The 21,476-nt window shown below is 40.5% G+C and carries 23 protein-coding genes; 16 read left to right on the plus strand and 7 right to left on the minus strand.

The annotated features are described in order from the left end of the window. Positions 1–169 precede the first annotated feature (169 nt). From HT687_RS01270 to HT687_RS01285, 4 genes are all read right to left on the minus strand, one after another. Positions 170–469 carry a DUF1827 family protein gene (locus tag HT687_RS01270; protein WP_000767185.1) on the minus strand — a complete coding sequence of 100 codons (300 nt, stop codon included), beginning with the start codon at positions 467–469 and terminating at the stop codon, positions 170–172. Between the two features lie 150 nt (positions 470–619). After that, the gene (locus tag HT687_RS01275; RefSeq protein WP_000013081.1) at positions 620–1,072 is read right to left on the minus strand and encodes an NUDIX hydrolase; all 453 of its coding nucleotides are present in this window, start codon (positions 1,070–1,072) and stop codon (positions 620–622) included. Between the two features lie 128 nt (positions 1,073–1,200). Then, on the minus strand, positions 1,201–3,459 hold the full coding sequence (locus HT687_RS01280) for an ATP-dependent Clp protease ATP-binding subunit (protein WP_054388249.1): 2,259 nt from the start codon (positions 3,457–3,459) through the stop codon (positions 1,201–1,203). Between the two features lie 229 nt (positions 3,460–3,688). After that, entirely contained in the window at positions 3,689–3,919 is a 231-nt protein-coding gene (locus HT687_RS01285; RefSeq protein ID WP_000443574.1) for a DUF1797 family protein, read from the minus strand. A 190-nt stretch (positions 3,920–4,109) separates the two neighbouring features. Between HT687_RS01285 and HT687_RS01290 the strand changes: the two genes are divergently transcribed. From HT687_RS01290 to deoD, 11 genes are all read left to right on the plus strand, one after another. Further along, complete coding sequence (locus HT687_RS01290) at positions 4,110–4,793, plus strand: amino acid ABC transporter permease (protein ID WP_001011642.1); 684 nt, start codon at positions 4,110–4,112, stop codon at positions 4,791–4,793. Continuing rightward, positions 4,793–5,527, plus strand: a complete 735-nt coding sequence (locus tag HT687_RS01295; RefSeq protein ID WP_000140955.1) for an amino acid ABC transporter ATP-binding protein — start codon at positions 4,793–4,795, stop codon at positions 5,525–5,527. Before HT687_RS01290 ends, HT687_RS01295 begins: the two co-directional genes overlap by 1 nt. 153 nt (positions 5,528–5,680) lie before the next feature. Further along, entirely contained in the window at positions 5,681–6,538 is an 858-nt protein-coding gene (locus tag HT687_RS01300) for a bifunctional methylenetetrahydrofolate dehydrogenase/methenyltetrahydrofolate cyclohydrolase (RefSeq protein WP_000192087.1), read from the plus strand. 140 nt (positions 6,539–6,678) lie between these two features. Beyond that, entirely contained in the window at positions 6,679–7,551 is an 873-nt protein-coding gene (locus HT687_RS01305) for an NAD(P)H-hydrate dehydratase (protein ID WP_000863090.1), read from the plus strand. A 281-nt stretch (positions 7,552–7,832) separates the two neighbouring features. Beyond that, positions 7,833–8,516 carry a ribose-5-phosphate isomerase RpiA gene (gene rpiA, locus HT687_RS01310; RefSeq protein ID WP_000429302.1) on the plus strand — a complete coding sequence of 228 codons (684 nt, stop codon included), beginning with the start codon at positions 7,833–7,835 and terminating at the stop codon, positions 8,514–8,516. Positions 8,517–8,529: 13 nt separating this feature from the next. Continuing rightward, complete coding sequence (locus HT687_RS01315; protein ID WP_000033123.1) at positions 8,530–9,741, plus strand: phosphopentomutase; 1,212 nt, start codon at positions 8,530–8,532, stop codon at positions 9,739–9,741. 1 nt (position 9,742) lies between these two features. Then, positions 9,743–10,303, plus strand: coding sequence for a DUF1697 domain-containing protein (locus HT687_RS01320; protein ID WP_000199115.1), 561 nt, complete (start codon positions 9,743–9,745; stop codon positions 10,301–10,303). Next, on the plus strand, positions 10,300–11,109 hold the full coding sequence (locus HT687_RS01325; RefSeq protein WP_000143382.1) for a purine-nucleoside phosphorylase: 810 nt from the start codon (positions 10,300–10,302) through the stop codon (positions 11,107–11,109). Before HT687_RS01320 ends, HT687_RS01325 begins: the two co-directional genes overlap by 4 nt. Before the next feature lie 303 nt (positions 11,110–11,412). Further along, entirely contained in the window at positions 11,413–14,160 is a 2,748-nt protein-coding gene (locus HT687_RS12145) for a thiol-activated cytolysin C-terminal domain-containing protein (RefSeq protein WP_000690151.1), read from the plus strand. A gap of 107 nt (positions 14,161–14,267) precedes the next feature. Further along, positions 14,268–14,477, plus strand: coding sequence for a hypothetical protein (locus HT687_RS11705; RefSeq protein WP_031233770.1), 210 nt, complete (start codon positions 14,268–14,270; stop codon positions 14,475–14,477). Positions 14,478–15,149: 672 nt separating this feature from the next. Beyond that, positions 15,150–15,860 carry a purine-nucleoside phosphorylase gene (deoD, locus tag HT687_RS01340; protein ID WP_000022091.1) on the plus strand — a complete coding sequence of 237 codons (711 nt, stop codon included), beginning with the start codon at positions 15,150–15,152 and terminating at the stop codon, positions 15,858–15,860. Positions 15,861–15,954: 94 nt separating this feature from the next. On the opposite strand, the gene HT687_RS01345 is transcribed toward deoD, so the two are convergent. The 3 genes from HT687_RS01345 to coaA form a co-directional block, all read right to left on the minus strand. Beyond that, positions 15,955–16,467 (minus strand): DNA topology modulation protein, encoded by a 513-nt coding sequence (locus HT687_RS01345; protein WP_000684198.1) that lies wholly within the window; start codon positions 16,465–16,467, stop codon positions 15,955–15,957. 52 nt (positions 16,468–16,519) lie between these two features. Continuing rightward, entirely contained in the window at positions 16,520–16,756 is a 237-nt protein-coding gene (rpsT, locus tag HT687_RS01350; RefSeq protein ID WP_001274000.1) for a 30S ribosomal protein S20, read from the minus strand. A 67-nt stretch (positions 16,757–16,823) separates the two neighbouring features. Further along, positions 16,824–17,744: a type I pantothenate kinase gene (gene coaA / locus HT687_RS01355; protein ID WP_054388251.1), complete on the minus strand. Its 921-nt coding sequence runs from the start codon at positions 17,742–17,744 to the stop codon at positions 16,824–16,826. 210 nt (positions 17,745–17,954) lie between these two features. On the opposite strand from coaA, the gene HT687_RS01360 reads away from it, so the two are divergent. The 5 genes from HT687_RS01360 (at position 17,955) to HT687_RS01380 (ending at position 21,473) form a co-directional block, all read left to right on the plus strand. Further along, entirely contained in the window at positions 17,955–18,359 is a 405-nt protein-coding gene (locus HT687_RS01360; RefSeq protein WP_023936653.1) for a hypothetical protein, read from the plus strand. Between the two features lie 191 nt (positions 18,360–18,550). After that, a complete protein-coding gene (locus HT687_RS01365) occupies positions 18,551–19,141 on the plus strand; it encodes a class I SAM-dependent methyltransferase (protein WP_080674648.1) in 591 nt (196 codons plus the stop codon). Beyond that, positions 19,138–20,415, plus strand: a complete 1,278-nt coding sequence (locus tag HT687_RS01370) for a pyrimidine-nucleoside phosphorylase (RefSeq protein WP_023936656.1) — start codon at positions 19,138–19,140, stop codon at positions 20,413–20,415. The genes HT687_RS01365 and HT687_RS01370 overlap by 4 nt, the downstream gene beginning before the upstream one ends. 19 nt (positions 20,416–20,434) lie before the next feature. After that, complete coding sequence (deoC, locus tag HT687_RS01375) at positions 20,435–21,097, plus strand: deoxyribose-phosphate aldolase (protein ID WP_023936658.1); 663 nt, start codon at positions 20,435–20,437, stop codon at positions 21,095–21,097. Beyond that, entirely contained in the window at positions 21,084–21,473 is a 390-nt protein-coding gene (locus HT687_RS01380) for a cytidine deaminase (RefSeq protein WP_000246089.1), read from the plus strand. The genes deoC and HT687_RS01380 overlap by 14 nt, the downstream gene beginning before the upstream one ends. Positions 21,474–21,476: the final 3 nt, after the last annotated feature.

The following is a 21,476-nucleotide window of genomic DNA, read 5'->3' on the forward strand; positions in this document are numbered from 1 at the left end:
TTCCGATTTCAAACCGATTTCTAACAATGTTTTAGAAGTAGAGGTGTACTATTATAGTTTCAATCTACTATATAAAAACGCATAATAGCGAGTGTACCTCAATACTATGCGTTTTATTGTGGGAAGACTTATTGGACTTTCGCTCAAGTAGAGTTTTTACTCAATTTCCTCACTGGATTGGGATTGAAATTCCAATTAATTTCTCTGAGTAGAGTGTCTTGATATTGGCTTCATCAATAGAGTCCTTATTAATTTTACGTTTCAAGAAAAATTCTTGAATGGTTTCGATTTCAGGCTCACGAATAGCACGGTGTTTGTTTGAGATGAGGATTTCATAGTGAAGCGGCGCTTGGGTAAAAATAACATCTGTATTCCCTGCAGAATAAACCTCAACAAGGGTTGCATCGGTACTTTCTAGCTGATTTTTTACAAGTTGCGAGTGTGAGTTTGTCGTATTGATAAGCTTCATAATATTTCCTCCGATTTTCTAATTCTATTATAGCACTTTTTGAATAAAGTCGCTTGATTTATACTCAATGAAANNTAAGACTGACGAAGTCAGTGACCATATCTACGGTCAGGCGACGCTGACGTGGTTTGAAGAGATTCTCGAAGAGTATTAGTCAATCTTATGCTGTTTTTTCCAAGATTGGATGGCCCATTTATGGCTACCACGTTTAAGATTTTGGATAGCCTCGTCAATAGGGAACCAGGCAATATGATTAAAATCTTCTAGTGGATTTTGCACTTCTTTGAAAGAAGTCGCTTCATAGAGGTGGGCAGGATTGTAGTAGTAGGTATCACGATGACGAGAGTAGAAGTATTCATCAGCCTGTCCATAATAGGTACCAATTTCAGCTGTGAAACCAAGCTCTTCAATCAATTCACGCTTTAGGGCTTCCTGATGATTTTCACCTACTTCAATTTCGCCACCTGGTAGGAACCAAGCGCCATTAGGTGCTTGAACAAGAACAATTTGTTTTTGTTTAGCGTCAGGGATAACTGCATACACTCCATAGCGTGCAACATAGTCTGTATTTGCTTTTTTTTCTCCGAAAGTTGGGTTTGCCATTGCATTTTCCTCATTATCTAGTATCTTTATTATTATCATAATGGACAAAGGCAGAGCTGTCAAGAACTTATAGTTATTTTAGTAAAAAGAGCAGAAAATTTTCATTTTCTACTCCTTTTCTATAGGATTTATACTTCTTTTTCATAAGTTTTTACTTCAACTTTTTTGGCAGACTTAATTTGAATGTTTCCCTTGCTAGTCAGAACTGCTTTGAGGTCTTTTTCGCTTGGATTTTCAAGGTAGTAGTCAGTGATTGCGTCCTCAATATAGTCTTGAATAGTCCGACGAAGTGGGCGTGCTCCCATTTTTGGATCATAACCTAGGTCAACCAGCTTTTCCTTGACCTTGTCAGTTACATCCAAATGAATGTTGTTGCTAGAGAGGCGCTTGTTAACATCTGCTAGCATGAGCTCGACAATCTGAAGGAGATTATCCTTGCTGAGAGCCTTAAATTCGATAATGCCATCAAAACGGTTCATAAACTCTGGGCTAAAGAAGTTGCCGAGTTCACCGAGAACAGAGTTGGTACGTCCTTCTCTAGTAGCCCCAAATCCAACGTTGGCTTCAGACTTACCTGTACCTGCATTTGAGGTCATGATAATGATGGCATCCTTGAAGCTAACGGTCCGTCCTTGCCCATCTGTCAAACGACCATCGTCCAAGACTTGTAGAAACATGTGCATAACATCTGGGTGAGCTTTTTCCACTTCATCGAGAAGGATGAGAGAATATGGATTGCGGCGAACTTTTTCAGTTAATTGACCAGCCTCATCATAGCCAACATAACCTGGAGGAGCGCCGACCAACTTAGCCACACTGTGTTTTTCCATGTATTCACTCATATCAAAGCGAATCATACTATCAGCAGAACCAAAGAGTTCGATAGCTAATTGTTTGGAAAGTTCTGTCTTACCGACCCCAGTTGGTCCGACAAAGAGGAAGCTTCCAATTGGACGGTTAGGCGTACCAAGACCGACACGATTACGGCGAATAGCCTTAGCAATCTTATCGACTGCATCATCTTGGCCAATAATATGAGACTTGAGATCTTCGGCTAGATGGATGAGTTGAGATTGTTCTTTCTCTTTTAAATCACCAACAGGGATGTTGGTTTTCTGCTCAATAATATGCTCAATGGTTTTTTCACTGATGATTGGAGTATCCTGGTCTGTGACCTTTTTCTTTTGCATTTCCTTATATTTGGCAATCTGGTCACGGAAGTAGGCGGCTTTTTCAAAATCTTCTTCTCGTGTAGCTTGAGACTTGAGATTTTCAGCCTCAATCAAGCGCTGATCAATGACTTTAGGGTCTACAAAATTCAAGGTCAAATTCATCTTAGAACCAGCTTCATCTAGGAGGTCAATGGCCTTGTCAGGTAAGAAGCGATCTTGGATGTAACGATTGGAAAGAGTTGCAGCTGCTTCAATCGAAGCATCGGTATATTGAACGTGGTGGTAGTCTTCGTATTTCTTTTGAATCCCTTTGAGGATAGTGATTGTTTCTTCCACGGTTGGTTCATCAACCTTGACAGGCTGCATACGACGCTCGAGGGCAGCATCCTTTTCAATGATACGGTATTCATTGAGGGTAGTAGCGCCGACCAGTTGCAGTTCTCCACGAGCAAGGGCTGGCTTGAGGATATTTCCTGCGTCCATATTACCATCACTCGCAGAACCAGCACCAACAATTTCATGGATTTCATCGATAAAGAGGATGATGTCTTCACGTTTGCGAATTTCTTCCATGAGTTTTTGCATGCGTTCTTCAAATTGTCCTCGAATCCCCGTTCCTTGAACTAAGCTAACCACATCCAGACGGATGACTTGTTTACCTTGGAGTTTATGTGGCACATCGCCATCGACAATTTTCTGAGCTAGACCTTCGACAACGGCCGTTTTTCCGACACCAGGTTCACCGATAAGGACAGGATTATTCTTGGTTCTACGATTGAGAATCTCGATGACACGGATAATCTCATCGTCGCGCCCAATAACGGGGTCAATGTCTCCACGACGGGCAATTTCAGTTACATTAATACCAAATTCTTCCAGCAGGCCTTTTTCTTGGCTAGGTGGCGGAGTTTGAGTAGATCCACGATTTTGGGAACCATAACCGCCGTTTCCACCGTAACCTCCACCTGATTGGGTTGGGGGAATAGGAGGAGTATTGCTAGAAGGTCTGAAATTGTTTAGATCATTGAAGAAATCACCAAAGGGATCGAAGTCACGATTGTTCAGATCCGTCATACCTTTGAAGAGGCTATTGTTAGGATCTGTTTTGATAATCTTGTAGCAGTTTTGACAGAGGTCAATTTGTTTTTGTTTTCCATTGAGATTGGTGTAAAGATGAATTGTTGAGTCGTTGATTTTACAGTTTTGACAAAGCATACATCTACCTCATTTCTTTCTTTATCCTGATCTGTTTAAAGGTCAAAAATAGTCAAATTCCTATACTCTCATTATAACAGGATTGGGGTGTAAAGCAAGTAAAAAGATTGCAGCTTTGAAAAGTTGTTACAATGAAAATTTTTGTGAATTTGGACTATAAAAAAATCCTATTTGTGAGACAAAAAGGATTTTGGTTAGACATGCAGGGACAATCCCAGCTTGTTTTAGATTAGTAGAGAAGTTCGTAAATCTCCATTGCAATTAAGTCAATGCTATCAAACGTATACGTTTCGCGAGCTTCTACGTCACGAAGGGTAAAGATTGAGCCGTTTTCTTCGTCGTGGCTGTACGCAACTTCTGCAACAACAACTCCTTCACGTTCAAAATTACGTTTTAAATTTCCGCCATCGTTTGCCATTGCTTCAAGGCGGTTGATGATTCTAACCAAATGTGATTCCATTTTGATTCTCCTTCATTTCTTATCGTTACTATTTTACCATAAAGGAGGCCAACTTGACTAGAAAAAAACTAAAATTTCTCGCTAATTCTGCTAGTTTAAAGATTTTTAAATAAATTGGATAAAAGATTTGAATTTTAATTCAATATACGTTATAATCATACAGTATTCTATTTTAGAAAGCAGTGTGACTATGAATTTTTCTTTTTTACCTAAGTATTTACCTTATTTTAACTATGGGGCTGTTGTGACGGTTCTCATTTCTATCTGTGTTGTCTTTTTGGGAACCATTTTGGGGGTTGTCTTGGCTTTTGGGCAACGTTCAAAGTTTAAACCGCTTGTTTGGCTCGCCAACTTGTACGTTTGGATTTTCCGTGGGACACCGATGATGGTTCAGATTATGATTGCCTTTGCTCTTATGCATATCAATGCTCCGACTATTCAGGTTGGAATTTTAGGTGTTGATCTTTCTCGTCTGATTCCAGGGATTTTGATTATCTCTATGAACAGTGGTGCTTATGTTTCTGAGACTGTTCGTGCTGGAATCAATGCAGTTCCAAAAGGTCAGCTAGAGGCGGCTTATTCGCTAGGGATTCGTCCTAAAAATGCGATGCGCTATGTGATTTTGCCACAAGCAATCAAAAATATTTTGCCAGCATTGGGGAACGAATTTATTACCATTATCAAGGATAGCTCCCTCTTATCAGCTATCGGTGTCATGGAGTTGTGGAACGGAGCTACAACAGTTTCTACAACAACCTATCTACCTTTAACACCACTTTTATTTGCAGCCTTTTATTACTTGATTATGACTTCTATTTTGACCGTAGCCTTGAAAGCTTTTGAAAAACGTATGGGACAAGGAGATAAGAAATAATGACAGAAACCTTGATAAAAATTGAAAATTTACATAAATCATTTGGAAAGAATGAAGTATTGAAGGGCATCAACCTCGAGATTAAAAGAGGAGAAGTTGTCGTTATCATCGGTCCTTCAGGGAGCGGGAAATCTACCTTGCTTCGCTCTATGAATTTGTTGGAAGAAGCAACTAAAGGAAAGGTTATCTTTGAGGGAGTCGATATTACGGACAAGAAGAATGACCTGTTTGCCATGCGTGAGAAGATGGGGATGGTTTTCCAACAATTCAATCTCTTTCCTAATATGACTGTGATGGAAAATATCACCTTGTCACCTATCAAGACCAAAGGTGAAAGCAAGGCAGTTGCTGAGAAGAGAGCTCAGGAACTTTTGGAAAAAGTTGGTTTACCAGATAAGGCAACTGCTTATCCACAGAGTTTGTCAGGTGGACAGCAACAACGGATTGCCATAGCACGTGGTTTGGCCATGGAACCAGATGTTTTGCTCTTTGACGAGCCAACTTCAGCCTTGGATCCTGAAATGGTAGGTGAGGTATTGGCTGTTATGCAAGATCTAGCCAAATCAGGAATGACCATGGTTATCGTAACACATGAAATGGGATTTGCCCGTGAGGTGGCAGACCGTGTCATCTTTATGGCAGACGGTGTGGTTGTTGAGGATGGAACACCAGAACAGATTTTTGAACAAACCCAAGAACAACGGACTAAAGATTTCTTGAGTAAGGTTTTATAATCTATTTTAAAATTTCAAGACAAGATTAGTGAAAAGCTCAACCAGAGCTTTTTCTTATAGTTTGAAACTATAGGATAGCCTAGGAAAGAAGTGTTAGAGGGTGCTGGCAGTTTTTGGTATAATGGAAGATATTTGAAAGAAAAGAGAAGTGATATGACACAGATTATTGATGGGAAGGCTTTAGCAGCTAAATTACAAGGACAGTTGGCTGAAAAGACTGCAAAACTAAAAGAAGAAACAGGTCTAGTGCCTGGTTTGGTAGTGATTTTGGTGGGAGATAATCCTGCCAGCCAAGTCTACGTTCGCAACAAGGAGAGGTCAGCTCTTGCGGCTGGTTTCCGTAGCGAAGTAGTGCGAGTTCCAGATACCATTACTCAAGAGGAATTGTTAGACTTGATTGCCAAATACAATCAAGATCCAGCTTGGCATGGGATTTTGGTCCAGTTGCCATTACCAAAACACATTGATGAAGAGGCGGTTTTGTTGGCCATTGACCCAGAAAAGGATGTGGATGGTTTCCATCCCCTAAACATGGGACGTCTTTGGTCTGGACATCCAGTTATGATTCCTTCGACACCTGCAGGAATTATGGAAATGTTTCATGAATATGGGATTGAATTGGAAGGTAAAAATGCGGTCGTCATCGGTCGTTCTAATATCGTTGGAAAACCCATGGCCCAGCTTCTTTTGGCCAAAAATGCAACAGTGACCTTGACCCACTCACGCACCCATAATCTTGCCAAGGTGGCTGCAAAAGCAGATATTCTTGTGGTCGCAATTGGTCGTGCCAAGTTTGTGACTGCTGACTTTGTCAAACCAGGTGCGGTTGTCATTGATGTCGGTATGAACCGCGATGAAAATGGGAAGCTCTGTGGAGATGTTGACTATGAGGCAGTTGCCCCACTTGCTAGCCACATCACACCAGTTCCTGGAGGTGTAGGCCCTATGACCATTACCATGCTAATGGAGCAAACTTATCAGGCAGCACTTCGGACATTGGATAGAAAATAAGAGAAAAATCGCTGAAGAGAGTGTATTTTCTATAGCTATATCTGAAATGGCAGAAATGAGTATTAAATTTTAGATATAAGATTACAAAAGGAGGTCTGCGCCTCCTTTTTGTTGTATAATAAAAGCGAGAGGAAAAAACGATGAAAGTGATTGATCAAACTTTACTAGAAAAAGTTATTATTGAACGTTCTCGTACAAGTCATAAAGGAGACCATGGTCGTCTGCTGCTGCTTGGTGGCACTTATCCTTATGGAGGTGCTATCATTATGGCTGCACTAGCTGCTGTTAAGAGTGGTGCAGGATTGGTGACCGTTGGAACGGACAGGGAAAATATTCCAGCTCTGCACAGCCATTTACCTGAGGCTATGGCATTTTCTCTTCAAGACAAGCAATTGTTAAAAGAGCAGTTGGAGAAGGCAGAAGTTGTCTTGCTGGGACCTGGTTTAGGAGACGATGCTTTTGGAGAAGATCTAGTCAAACAGGTCTTTGCTAGCTTAAAACAGAATCAGATTTTGATTGTAGATGGTGGTGCCCTGACCATTCTTGCTAGGACAAGTTTGTCGTTTCCGTCTAACCAGCTTATCCTAACTCCCCACCAAAAAGAATGGGAAAAGCTGTCTGGTATTGCTATTGAAAAGCAAAAGGAAGATGCAACAGCTAGTGCCCTGACTTCATTTCCTCAAGGAACAATTTTGGTGGAGAAAGGTCCGGCTACTCGTATTTGGCAAGCTAGCCAATCTGATTATTACCAGTTACAGGTTGGTGGTCCCTATCAGGCGACTGGGGGAATGGGAGATACTATCGCTGGAATGATTGCAGGATTTGCAGGCCAATTCCGACAGGCCAGTCTCTACGAATGTGTGACGGTAGCGACCCATCTTCATTCAGCTATTGCCCAAGAACTAGCTCAAGAACAGTATGTGGTTTTGCCAACGGAGATTAGTAATTGTATTCCTAAAGTAATGAAAATTATTTGTCAACAAGAGAGGGTAAGCAAAGATAAACTTGTTTAAAATAGATAGATAAACCCACTTCCTTCTCTTAATTTATGATTCTTGAAATGCGCCTGCTTTAATGCTAAACTAGACGTATCAAAGTTAAGGTCTTGTTTTTGGAACTGGAAAGAGATGAACAAAGCAAATACATAAAAGATAAATTCATTTTTATTCGTTTTATAAAAATAAAATGCATGTTTTCAAAGAAAGATTGATAAAAAATGTAAATTTGATCTTTTTACTTGAATAAAAAGCGATTTCATAGTAGAATAAGAACTGAGAATGATGGAGGTAAATCGGTGGAAAATCTGAAGAAAATGGCAGGTATCAAGGCTGCTGAGTTCGTGAGCGATGGAATGGTCGTTGGACTTGGAACAGGCTCGACTGCCTATTATTTTGTAGAAGAAATCGGTCGTCGTATCAAGGAAGAAGGATTGCAGATTACAGCTGTAACAACTTCTAGTGTGACCACTAAACAGGCAGAAGGCCTTAATATCCCGCTCAAGTCTATTGACCAAGTAGACTTTGTCGATGTGACGGTTGATGGCGCGGATGAAGTGGATAGTCAGTTTAATGGAATTAAAGGCGGTGGTGGTGCCCTTCTCATGGAAAAGGTGGTCGCAACACCATCAAAAGAATACATTTGGGTGGTGGATGAAAGCAAGCTGGTCGAAAAACTAGGTGCTTTTAAATTGCCAGTAGAAGTGGTTCAGTATGGTGCAGAGCAGGTCTTTCGTCATTTTGAACGAGCTGGCTACAAACCAAGCTTCCGTGAAAAAGATGGCCAACGTTTTGTGACCGATATGCAGAACTTTATCATTGACCTTGACTTGGATGTCATCGAAGATCCAATTGCTCTCGGACAAGAATTGGACCATGTCGTTGGTGTCGTAGAACACGGTTTATTCAACCAAATGGTGGATAAAGTAATCGTTGCTGGACGAGATGGGGTTCAGATTTTAACCTCAAGAAAAGAAAAATAGAAGGGGGCATAAGATGTCTAAATTTAATCGTATTCATTTGGTGGTACTGGATTCTGTAGGAATCGGTGCAGCACCAGATGCTAATAACTTTGTCAATGCAGGGGTTCCAGATGGAGCTTCTGACACACTGGGACACATTTCCAAAACAGTTGGTTTGAATGTGCCAAATATGGCTAAAATCGGTCTTGGAAATATTCCTCGTGAAACTCCTCTTAAGACAGTACCGGCAGAAAGCAATCCAACTGGATATGCAACAAAATTGGAAGAAGTATCCCTTGGTAAGGACACCATGACTGGGCACTGGGAAATCATGGGACTCAACATTACGGAGCCTTTCGATACTTTCTGGAACGGATTCCCAGAAGAAATCTTGACAAAAATCGAAGAATTCTCAGGACGTAAGGTCATTCGTGAAGCCAACAAACCTTACTCAGGAACAGCCGTTATCGATGATTTTGGACCACGTCAGATGGAAACTGGAGAGTTGATTATCTATACTTCAGCTGACCCTGTTTTGCAGATTGCTGCCCACGAAGACATTATTCCTTTGGATGAATTGTACCGTATCTGTGAATACGCTCGTTCGATTACCCTTGAGCGTCCTGCCCTTCTTGGTCGCATCATTGCTCGCCCTTATGTAGGTGAACCAGGTAACTTCACTCGTACGGCAAACCGTCGTGACTTGGCTGTATCTCCATTTTCCCCAACTGTTTTGGATAAATTGAATGAGGCTGGTATCGATACTTATGCTGTGGGTAAAATCAACGATATCTTTAACGGTGCTGGTATCAACCATGACATGGGTCACAACAAGTCAAATAGTCATGGAATTGATACACTATTGAAGACTATGGGACTTGCTGAGTTTGAAAAAGGATTCTCATTCACAAACCTAGTTGACTTTGATGCCCTTTACGGCCATCGTCGTAATGCTCACGGTTACCGTGATTGTTTGCATGAGTTTGATGAACGCTTACCTGAAATTATCGCAGCTATGAGAGAGAATGACCTTCTCTTGATTACTGCGGACCATGGAAATGACCCAACGTATGCAGGAACGGATCACACTCGGGAATATATTCCATTGTTGGCCTATAGCCCTGCCTTTAAAGGAAATGGTCTCATTCCAGTAGGACATTTTGCAGATATTTCAGCGACTGTTGCCGATAACTTTGGTGTGGAAACTGCTATGATTGGGGAAAGTTTCTTAGATAAATTGGTATAAGATGACGCGCTATGCTTTGCTGGTGAGAGGTATCAATGTTGGTGGTAAGAATAAGGTCGTCATGGCGGAGCTTCGTCAAGAATTGACAAACTTGGGACTGGAAAAGGTTGAGAGCTACATCAATAGTGGCAATATTTTCTTTACTTCGATAGATTCCAAAGCCCAATTGGTTGAAAAGCTAGAGACTTTCTTTGCAGTCCATTATCCATTTATTCAGAGCTTTTCTTTACTGAGTCTAGAGGACTTTGAGGCGGAACTTGAAAATCTACCAGCTTGGTGGAACAGAGACTTGGCACGAAAAGATTTTCTCTTCTACACGGAGAGTTTGGATGTGGATCAAGTCATTGAGAAAGTAGATAGTTTGAAACTGGAAGATGAAGTTCTTCATTTTGGAAGACTTGGGATTTTCTGGGGGAAATTCTCTGAAGAATCCTACTCTAAGACTGCCTATCACAAGTACTTGCTCAAGATGCCTTTCTATCGCCATATTACCATTCGCAATGCAAAAACCTTTGACAAAACCGGTCAAATGCTAAAAACTAATAAAGGAGACACACAATGACATTTTTAGATAGAATAAATGAAACAGCTGCTTTCCTGAAAGAAAAGGGAATCCAAACGCCTGAGTTCGGTCTAATCCTTGGATCAGGACTTGGAGAATTGGCAGAAGAAATCGAAAATCCAGTTGTAGTAGACTATGCTCAGATTCCAAACTGGGGCCGTTCGACAGTAGTTGGTCACGCTGGGAAATTGGTATATGGTGAACTGGCAGGTCGCAAGGTCTTGGCTCTTCAAGGACGTTTCCATTTCTACGAAGGAAATCCTCTGGAAGTTGTGACCTTCCCAGTACGTGTCATGAAAGTTCTTGGATGTGAAGGTGTTATTGTAACCAATGCAGCTGGTGGTATTGGTTATGGCCCTGGTACTTTGATGGCTATCTCAGATCATATCAATATGACGGGGCAAAATCCATTGATGGGTGAAAACTTGGATGACTTTGGTCCACGTTTCCCAGATATGTCTAAGGCCTACACTCCAGAATACCGTGCTACTGCCCATGAAGTGGCTAAAAAACAGGGTATCAAGCTTGATGAAGGTGTCTATATCGGTGTAACTGGTCCAACTTATGAAACACCAGCAGAAATTCGTGCTTATAAGACACTGGGAGCAGATGTAGTTGGTATGTCTACGGTTCCTGAAGTGATCGTGGCAGCCCATTCAGGTTTGAAAGTTCTAGGAATTTCATGTATTACTAACTTTGCGGCTGGTTTCCAAGAAGAACTCAATCACGAAGAAGTTGTAGAAGTAACCGAACGTGTCAAAGGTGACTTTAAAGGCTTGCTTAAAGCGATTCTTGCAGAATTGTAAGAAAAAAGATTTAAAAGGGGGAATGCCTCTTTCCTTTCATGGTTGACTATTCGGAACAAAGAAGAAACATAGGTAGACTATGGGTTTCTTCCTACTCTTGTAACTGAAAGAGTCTGATAGTTAGCATTGTGAAAGATAAGATTCTAGGATGCTAGCATTAGTTTCCTAGCCAAGCAGACTAGGATGATAAGGAAAGATAAGAATGAATTTACTTTCTGAATTTCTTAGCCTTGTCCTATATATAGCACAAGGAGATTTAGTTTGAGTCTGCTTATAAATAAACGAAAAGAAAGATAAAGAATAATGAAAATTGGTCAACGAATGATGCGCTTTGGCATAAAAAAATTAAGTATCGGAGTTGTATCTGTTGCAGTCGGCTTTGCATTTCTAGCTCCAGCTGGAATTTCAGCCAATGAACTACAGCAAGATGTAACATCTGAAGTGGCAACAAGAGTGCTAGATTCTAAGGAGGAATTGAGAGAGCCGGAAAATGCTACTCCAAAACTAGAAACTCCTCTTAGAGAGGAGTCAAGACTAGCTCCTCAAACGCTTCCGGAAGCAAGTGAAGTTCTTGAAAACAAAAGGGAAGAGTCAAAAGTAGAGATAACCGAGCCAGCTCAATACTTACCTATTCTTGCTCCTGTAGAAGAAACTAAAGAAGAAGCTGTGACAGAAAAACCAACAAATACTCGTTCTCTAACAGCAGAAGATTTGGTGAAGATTTCCAAAGGGGAATTGCATTTAGAAAATGATTTGATTGATGAATCTCTCTACGGTGAAAAAGTTCTTGATTTGGAAGGGGATGATGACCAAGATGGCATCAAAAACAAAGATGAACTTTATGTTTACAACAAAGATGGTAAGGATTATCTAGGATATAACAGTCATCCCTTGCTAGCAGACAGTGATGGGGATGGTTTGGCAGATGGAGAAGATGACAATAAGAAAGAATGGTATGTCACAGACCGTGATTCTCTTCTCTTTATGGAGTTAGCCTATCGAGACGATGATTATATTGAGAAAATTTTAGATCATAAGAATCCTTTCCCTAGTCTCTATCTTGACCGTCAAGAATACAAACTCATGCACAATGAATTGGCTTCTTTCTGGAAGATGAAAAAAGCCTACCATACAGATAGTGGCTTGGATGCTTTCTTATTTGAGACCAAGAGCGACCTTCCTTATCTCAAAGATGGAACGGTGCACATGTTGGCTATACGTGGAACAAGACGGAATGATGCGAAAGATTTAAGTGCAGATTTTGTTTTGTTAGGAGGAAATAAACCAGCGCAAGCGGATGATATCCGCAAGGTTGTTGGGGAATTAGCCAAGGATACAAGTATTACCAAGTTGTATATGACAGGCCATTCTCTTGGAGGCTACCTAGCTCAGATTGCAGCGGTTGAAGCTTACCAAAAATATCCTGATTTTTATAACCATGTATTGCGAAAAGTGACGACTTTCAGTGCGCCTAAAGTGATTACTTCCAGAGCGGTTTGGAATGCTGAGAATGATTTCTGGGATGTTGGTTTGGAAAGCCGTAAATTAGCTGTTAGTGGAAAAATTAAGCATTATGTGGTTGATAATGATAATGTTGTGACTCCCTTGATTCATAATGATCGTGATATTGTTACATTTACAGGTAATTCACGCTTTAAACACCGTTCTCGTGGCTATTTTGAAAGTCGAATGAATGATATTCTTAACTTTAATATTGGTAAACGAGCTACCTTAGACAAACATGGTTATCGTGATCCGAAATTGGATAAAGTGCGATTCTTTAAGAAACAGGCTCTGCCTCAATCTTCTAGTCAACCAAGCGCTGAACCAATGGAAAATATTGCCTTAGGAAAACAGGTTACTCAAAGTTCGACAGCTTTCGGAGGAGATGCTAGAAGAGCTGTGGATGGCAAAGTTGATGGTAACTATGGTCACAATTCTGTCACTCATACCAACTTCCAATCTAAGCCTTGGTGGCAAGTAGATTTGGCTAAAGAAGAAACCATTCGCCAAATCAATATTTACAACCGAACAGACACTGCTCAGGATAGATTGGCAAACTTTGATGTCATTCTTTTAGACAGTTCTGGTAAAGAAATTGAGAGAAAACGCATAACATCTCTTAAAGATGTGTCAGCACAAATTGCGATTAACCATAAAAAAGCGCGCTATGTTCGAATTGAGCTAGAAGGCTATAATGCCCTCAGTCTTGCAGAAGTCCAAGTATATCGTGCTGAGAATATCGCTTGGAAAAAACAAGCTAAGCAAAGTTCTACTGATTTTGGAGGAGATGCTAGTCGTGCCTTGGATGGCAATGCCAATAGTAGTTATAGCCAGCAATCAATTACCCATACAAAATTTGAAAACCAGCCTTGGTGGGAAGTTGATTTAGGTCGTACAGAACAGGTAGGACTTGTTCGCCTTCATAACCGTGGGGATGGAGAACTTTCTAAACGTCTGTCAGACTTTGATGTGATTTTATATGATGAAAAAGGGAAAGAAGTTGCTAGACAGTATGTTTCTAAACTTGACGGAGCGAGCTTGGATGTTCAATTAAATGGGAAATTGGGACGCCGTGTTCGTGTGCAACTACGTAAGAACAATCAAGCCCTCAGTCTTGCAGAAGTAGAAGTTTTCCGCTTTATAGCTACGAATGGTGAGACGGCGACACAAGTTTCTAAGCCAGTTCAACCAATCAGTCAGACTCCTGCCAAAGATAAAACATTGACAATTCAACATAGTGGAGCTTACATTGCCCGCTACTCTATCACTTGGGAAGAAGTTACAGTAGACAAAGATGGAAACCAAGTTGTTCGTAGTCGTTCTTGGGAAGGAAACGGTCGCAACCAGACTGCAGGTTTTGTCCTCAACCTCCCAATCAAAGAAAATATGAGAAATCTGCGAATTAAGATTGAGAAAAAGACAGGTCTACTATGGAATAGGTGGCAAACAATCTATGAAAACAGACCAATTTTAACTCAACCCCACCGTAAAATTACCCATTGGGGAACAACATTAAATTCTAAGATTTCTGATGACGATGTCTTGTAAAAAATCCTACTATTCAAGAATGAGATGATTTAGTTTATAAGAGAAGTACTACCTGAGCTCGAATAGGACTCAGGTAGCTATCTGTGAGAGAACAAAATTAATACTCAATGAAAATCAAAGAGCAAACTAGGAAACTAGCCACAGGCTGCTCAAAGCACTGCTTTGAGGTTGTAAATAGAACTGACGAAGTCAGCTCAAAACACTGTTTTGAGGTTGTGGATAGAACTGACGAAGTCAGCTCAAAACACTGTTTTGAGGTTGTGGATAGAACTGACGAAGTCAGTAACCATACCTACGGCAAGGCGACGTTGACGTGATTTGAAGAGATTTTCAAAGAGTATAAACAGAAAGGTAGAGCGCGTGTTCTAATTTGAACATGAGCGGAAAAACTTAGAAAGGAAGGGGAGTTCGGGTTTGAATTGAATCCGATCTACTCTTCTCAATATTATCAAAATTAAGAAAGGAATTGAACCCATCATAAAAGCAGTGGGAAAAGATAGTTGGTCTAGCGAGCATCGCTCACTGCGCCCCACTCCTATTTTCCCTTTGGCTTTTTAACGAGTTTGGTATCTTTCTCAATATAAAATATAAAAAAGAAAGGTAGAGCATGTGTTTTGATTTGAACACGAGCGGAAAACTTTTCTAAAAACTCAGAAGAGAAGGGGAGTTCGGGTTTGAATTGAATCCGGTCTAATCTTCTCAATATCATCAAAGTTAAGAAAGAAAGGAATTGACCCCACCCTAAAAGCAGTGGGAAAAAGATAGTTGGTCTAGCGAGCATCGCTCACTGCACTCAACTCCTATTTTCCCTTTGCTTTTTGACGGGTTTGGTATCTTTCTCAATATAAAATAAAGAAAGGTAGAGCGTGTGTTCTGATTTGAACACGAGCGGAAAACTTGGAAAATAGATAATCTGACTGAAAAATCAGGATTTCTCGTCAGATTCCTAATTTTCAGTCGTTTTCTTGTCGCTCTTTGTATCATAAATTATGTCTATCCATATTGCTGCTCAGCAGGGTGAAATTGCTGATAAAATTCTTCTTCCTGGGGATCCTCTTCGTGCTAAGTTTATTGCGGAGAATTTCCTTGAAGATGCTGTTTGTTTTAACGAAGTGCGTAACATGTTTGGTTACACTGGTACTTACAAGGGCCACCGTGTATCTGTTATGGGAACTGGGATGGGAATGCCATCTATTTCGATTTATGCGCGTGAGTTGATTGTTGACTACGGTGTGAAGAAATTGATTCGTGTGGGAACTGCGGGTTCTTTGAATGAAGATGTTCACGTCCGTGAATTGGTTTTGGCTCAGGCAGCTGCAACCAACTCTAACATCATCCGCAATGACTGGCCACAGTACGATTTCCCACAAATCGCTAGCTTTGATTTGCTAGATAAGGCTTACCATATCGCCAAAGAACTCGGTATGACCACCCACGTTGGGAACGTTTTGTCTTCTGATGTCTTTTATTCAAACTACTTTGAAAAGAACATCGAGCTTGGTAAATGGGGAGTCAAGGCTGTGGAAATGGAAGCAGCAGCTCTTTACTATCTGGCTGCTCAGCACCATGTTGATGCGCTTGCTATCATGACCATATCTGATAGTTTGGTCAATCCAGACGAAGACACAACTGCAGAAGAACGCCAAAATACCTTCACAGATATGATGAAGGTTGGTCTAGAAACCTTGATTGCTGAATAAAAGAGAACACAAAAGGAAGACTTTCTGGATGAAAATCTTCCTTTTTTAGTCATTCAGTTCATACTGTGACCTTAATGAAATGTTGCTCTATCGTCTATTTTTTAAGAGATTGCAAGAAATAATCAATCTCTGCTTGAGAATGGAGAATACGCATCTTTTCTGGGTAAGTATTGTTTAAATATTGGTATCTATCCTTAGCATTTTTTGTTCGACCATCCCAGAGAATCCAACGAATAAATTCCCAGTTGAATTGCTCGGGGCATCCCTTAGCCATACTTTCTCTGACTTTTCCCCGGTATTTAAGATAACGCTTAAAAGCTCGAAAGAGACAGGTAAATGGTGAAAAATTGAGAAAGATGATTTGGTCAGCTTCCTGCATTCTTTCCTCATAAAAACACCAAGAATAATTACCATCGATGACCCAAGCTTCATGCTTGGTGAGAAAATTTTTCATCTCGGTTAACATCCAATCACGGTCACTGTCTTGCCAACCAGGTTGAAATTGGAGTGTGTCCATATGAAGTTTTGGGATGGAGTAGTAGAGAGATAACTTTTCAGCTAGCGTTGACTTACCAGCACCAGAATATCCGATAATTGCAATTTTCATTTTCTACCTTTTCCTATTTGGAGACAAAAAAACAGCCTCTATGGACTGTTTCTTATTTAGCAAGTTTAGCTGAAAGACGAGCTTTATCGCGGCTTGCTTTGTTTTTGTGAATCAAACCTTTAGTTTCTGCTTTATCGATAGCTGAGCTAGCAGCACGGAAAAGTTCTTCAGATGGGTTTGCTTCGAAAGCTTTGATAGCAGTACGCATAGCTGATTTTTGAGCTGAGTTCTTTTCGTTTTGTTTAACGTTCAATTCAGCGCGTTTGATAGCTGATTTAATGTTTGCCAATGTTCTTACCTCCATATTTACTAACTATACCATTATATCTGAAAACTTACGTTTTGACAAGGGAAAATTACTTTTTTAAGTAAATTTCATCGATTTCATGGTTCTTGCTTTTATGAAGAATCACTTCCGCACGATTTCTGGTTGGTTCAATATAATTTTGTAGATTTGTGAGATTGATACTGGTCCAGACCTGATGGGCAAAGGACTCCACTTCCCCAATCGGCATCTGAGTAAAACGATAATAGTAGCTATCAGGGTCGTTTTGGGCTAGGCTCAGCATTTTCAAGAAACGGTCCAGATACCAACTCTCAATATCATCCACTCCAGCATCAACATAGATGGAAAAGTCGAAGAAGTCAGTGATATAGAGACGTTCGTTTTGTGGATTTTGAAAGACATTGATTCCTTCAACAATCACAAAATCAGCAGCTTTGACACTTTGCTTTTCCTCAGGTACGATGTCGTAGACTTCATGAGAATAGACAGGAATATCCACATCTTGTCCATTTTTGATGCAGTCCAAGAAGTTGAGAAGAGCTTCCATATCATAGCTTTCAGGAAATCCCTTACGATTTAAAATCCCTTGTTCAATCAAGGTCTGGTTGGGATAGAGAAAGCCGTCAGTTGTTACCAACTCAACCGTAGCATCTGTAAGTGTACGGGACAGTAGGATTTGAAGTAGGCGACTGGTTGTTGATTTTCCAACAGCAACACTCCCAGAAATCCCAATAATAAAAGGCTGAGATTTGCTTTCACGTTGGAGGAAAATTCCTTTTGAAAAGGCTAAATCTTCCTTAGTTCGCTTGTAAATCTGAATTAGATGAGCCAAAGGGAGATAGATATCTGTAACGTCTTGAAGACTGATTTGGTCATTAAAACTCTTGATAGATTCCAATTCTTCTTCTGTCAAAGGAGGTGTTGTCTTTCGATGTAAGGATTGCCAAGTCTGGCGGCTGATTTTTTCAAAATGTAAAAATTCGTTGGTCATTTGTTTTCCCCTAGATATTTTGTCTATCATACCATAAAAAGCTAAAAAAATAAAGCGGTTTCTTGAATGTGGTAAGAATGTGGTAAGTCAATAGTATATAATATAAGTAGATAGAGGATGAACAATTTATTGATGAAGTAGGAGCTGCTTTCTACTGACTTATCAGCTATAAAGGGGGCTTTGGGGTTTATAACTTATAGGAGGTGTACTATGAAAATCTTGAAACCTTACCTATTGGAACTCTGTTTTATTTTAAGTTTTGCCTTACCTTTTATAAAAGGAGTCAATGCGGATAATGGTAGACGCTTTGTGGAAATCTATTACGGTTTTACTTTTTTGATGGAACATGCCATTGTAACAGCTGTCTTTATCTGTTCGCTTTTGATTGCTTTCTTCCTAAAAAAACGGTGGACGAAATGGCTTGCTGCTGGTAGTTATTTCTTTTTAGTTCTATGGATTGCGACAGAGGGTTATTTCGCTAGAAGATCGCTAGAAGATTTGATACGACTTTGGACAAGTTTGGAAATCCTGACACAAACTTATCAGTTGGGCTTTTATCTAAACATCCTGTTGGGAATTTTGTTGATAATAAAGTATTTGAAGGTTAAGCAATAGTCATAAAAATGAGCCTAATTACAGACAATAGACTATGAGATATCTGCTCCTACATGATTTGTCATTCGTTTCCAATAATTGAAAGAGATTGAAGAAAAGGTCTTCTTGGCTAGCTTTCTTCAGTCTTTTTCGTTTTATTATCAGTTTGTAAACGATTTACAATTTAAGTCAAATTATGGTAAAATAGTTTCATGAGTAAAATGTATTATGCAGAAAATCCTGACGCTACTCACGACATTCATGAGTTAAGAGTGGACTTATTGGGAGAAAAAATGACCTTTTTGACAGATGCGGGTGTTTTTAGCAAGAAAATGATTGACTTTGGAAGTCAACTCTTGCTCAAGTGTCTTGAGGTCAACCAAGGAGAAACTGTCCTTGATGTAGGCTGTGGTTACGGACCTTTGGGCTTGTCTTTAGCTAAGGCTTATGGCGTTCAGGCGACCATGGTCGATATCAATAATCGTGCCTTGGATTTGGCGCGACAAAATGCTGAACGAAATAAAGTAGAAGCGACGATTTTCCAGTCCAACATCTATGAACAAGTTGAAGGCACATTTGACCATGTCATTTCCAATCCTCCTATCCGTGCGGGCAAGCAAGTAGTTCATGAAATCATTGAGAAAAGTAAAGATTTCTTGGAAACTGGTGGGGATTTAACAATTGTTATCCAGAAAAAACAAGGGGCTCCAAGCGCCAAGTCAAAGATGGAGGAAGTGTTTGGCAATTGTGAAATCGTCAAAAAAGATAAGGGATACTATATCCTTAGAAGTGTGAAAGAATGAGAGCAGTTGATTTAATCCAAAAGAAACGAGACGGTCAAGAACTGACTTCGAGTGAAATCGAATGGCTAGTTGAAAGCTATGTGTTAGGAACTGTTCCTGACTATCAGATGTCTGCTTTTGCTATGGCTGTTTATTTTAAAGGAATGACGACTCGTGAAATTTCTGATTTGACTATGAAGATGGTCAAGACTGGGCAAGAGTTTGACCTATCTGCCATTGATGGTGTGAAAGTTGACAAGCATTCTACTGGTGGTGTCGGCGATAAGGTAACCTTGATTTTAGCTCCTCTTGTTGCTAGCTTCGGTGTGCCTGTAGCAAAAATGAGTGGTCGTGGTCTCGGCCATACTGGTGGAACAATTGATAAATTGGAGTCTATCAAGGGCTATCAAGTGGAACGTAGTCAAGAGGATTTCATTCGTCAGGTACAGGACATTGGTGTATCTGTCATTGGGCAATCAGACCAGCTTGTTAAAGCAGATAAGCTTCTCTATGCCCTTCGTGATGTGACCGCAACTGTCGACACGATTCCTTTGATTGCGAGTTCGGTGATGAGCAAGAAAATTGCGGCAGGGGCGGATGCTATTTTGCTAGATGTGACTGTCGGTGAGGGTGCCTTCATGAAGACGGTTGATGAGGCGCGTGAACTGGCTCAAACCATGGTGGATTTAGGGAAAGCAGTAGGCCGTAAAACAGTTGCAGTCATTACGGATATGAGTCAGCCCTTGGGACGAGCGATTGGAAATCGCCTGGAAATCCTTGAAGCATTGGAGATTTTACAAGGTCAAGGCCGTCAGGATATTACCCACTTCATATGTGAGTTGGCTCAAATTATGCTTGGTTTGGCAAATGTTAACAAGACAGTTGAAGAAGTTCGCCAACATCTTGAGAATGGTCAAGCACTGACTAAGTTTGAGGAGATGGTCCAAGCCCAAGGTGGAGACTTGGAAGACCTCTATCGTCCTGTAAATGTAGCCCATGTGGTGGAAATCCCTGCTCAGGAAACGGGTGTCATTTCAGCTCTTCCAGCAATGGAATTTGGACTTTATGCTATGAGACTGGGTGCTGGTCGTGCAGTTAAGTCTGATGCCTTGGACTATGAAACAGGAATTGTTTTTGAAAAGAAAGTTGGAGATTCCGTTCAAAAGGGAGAAATTGTTGCCAAAGTATACACAAATGGAAAAATTTCTCCTCAGCTAGTTACAGATTTTCAAAAATATGTTAAAATAAATGATAGGGTGCAAAGTTTACGAGAAATTATAGAAATCATCTCATAAACCGCAGGAGAATCCGAATATGAAATTAAATAAATATATCGATCATACGCTTTTAAAACAAGATGCAACAGAAAATCAAATTGATTGTTTGTTGTCTGAGGCTAGGGAGTATGATTTTGCCAGTGTTTGCGTCAATCCGACCTGGGTTGAACATGCTAAAAAAGGGCTTGAAGACTCAAATGTCAAGGTCTGTACAGTAGTAGGTTTCCCTTTGGGAGCAACAACTTCAGCTGTGAAAGCTTTTGAAACCAAAGAAGCTATTCAAAATGGTGCAGACGAGATTGATATGGTGATCAATGTTGGGGCTCTCAAAACAGGTAATCTTGATTTGGTTGAGTCAGATATTCGCGCAGTCGTGGAAGCAAGTGGTGACAAGTTAGTGAAAGTCATTATTGAAGCTTGCCTGCTGACCGACCAAGAAAAAGTTGTGGCTTGCCAATTAGCTCAAAAAGCTGGAGCTGATTTTGTTAAAACATCTACTGGCTTTTCAACTGGTGGTGCGACGGTGGCAGATGTTCAATTAATGCGTGAAACAGTTGGTCCTGAAATGGGGGTCAAGGCCGCTGGTGGAGCTCGTTCTTATGCAGATGCTCTTGCCTTTGTGGAAGCAGGGGCGACCCGTATCGGAACGTCAGCTGGGGTAGCCATTTTAAAAGGAGAATTGGCAGATGGCGACTACTGAGTTGATTGAACTGGCAATTGAAACCAGCAAACATGCCTATGTCCCCTATTCTCACTTTCCTATCGGAGCAGTTTTAGTAGCCAAAGACGGAAGTGTTTACACGGGAGTGAATATCGAAAATGCTAGCTATCCTTTGACCAATTGCGGTGAGAGAACAGCCATTTTTAAGGCTGTATCTGAAGGGCAAAGAGAATTTTCAGAATTGATTGTCTATGGTCAAACTGAAAAACCGATTTCACCATGTGGTGCTTGTCGCCAAGTAATGGTCGAATTTTTTGAACAAGATCTAAAAGTGACCTTAGTCGCAAAAGATAAATCGACGGTCGAGATGACGGTCGGGGAGTTACTTCCATATTCTTTTACAGACTTAAACTAGTCT

Origin of the sequence: Streptococcus sp. 1449, assembly GCF_013276805.1 — a bacterium.
Taxonomy (GTDB): domain Bacteria; phylum Bacillota; class Bacilli; order Lactobacillales; family Streptococcaceae; genus Streptococcus; species Streptococcus pseudopneumoniae.